Source organism: Pseudomonas sp. AC463 (assembly GCF_979253585.1).
In genome coordinates this window covers 1-234 of record NZ_CEEDDZ010001195.1, presented here as the reverse complement: position 1 = coordinate 234, position 234 = coordinate 1, and the positions used below count along the sequence as shown (strand labels likewise).

General features: G+C 64.1%; 1 protein-coding gene. It reads left to right on the top strand.

Going from position 1 to position 234, the window contains the following annotated elements; genetic code table 11:
* A partial coding sequence (locus tag AC0IYH_RS34100; RefSeq protein ID WP_471838914.1) for a TrbG/VirB9 family P-type conjugative transfer protein occupies positions 1-234 on the top strand: 234 nt, incomplete at both ends.

Here is a 234-nt window from a genome sequence, read left to right as displayed (position 1 = left end):
GGTCTATGACAGCGGCCGTGTCTTCGATCTTCGGGTGGGTGGCGGGTACGCTGCGATCGTCGAACTTGCCGGCGATGAGCGGGTGGAGACGATCGTCGTCGGCAACGATGCTGGCTGGGAGGTGACGCCGAATCGCTCGGGCAACCGCGTGATCGTCAAGCCGCTCGCCTCCGCCACGGCGACCAACATGATGATCGTCACCGATCAGCGCCGCTATGTCTTCGTGATCGGCAC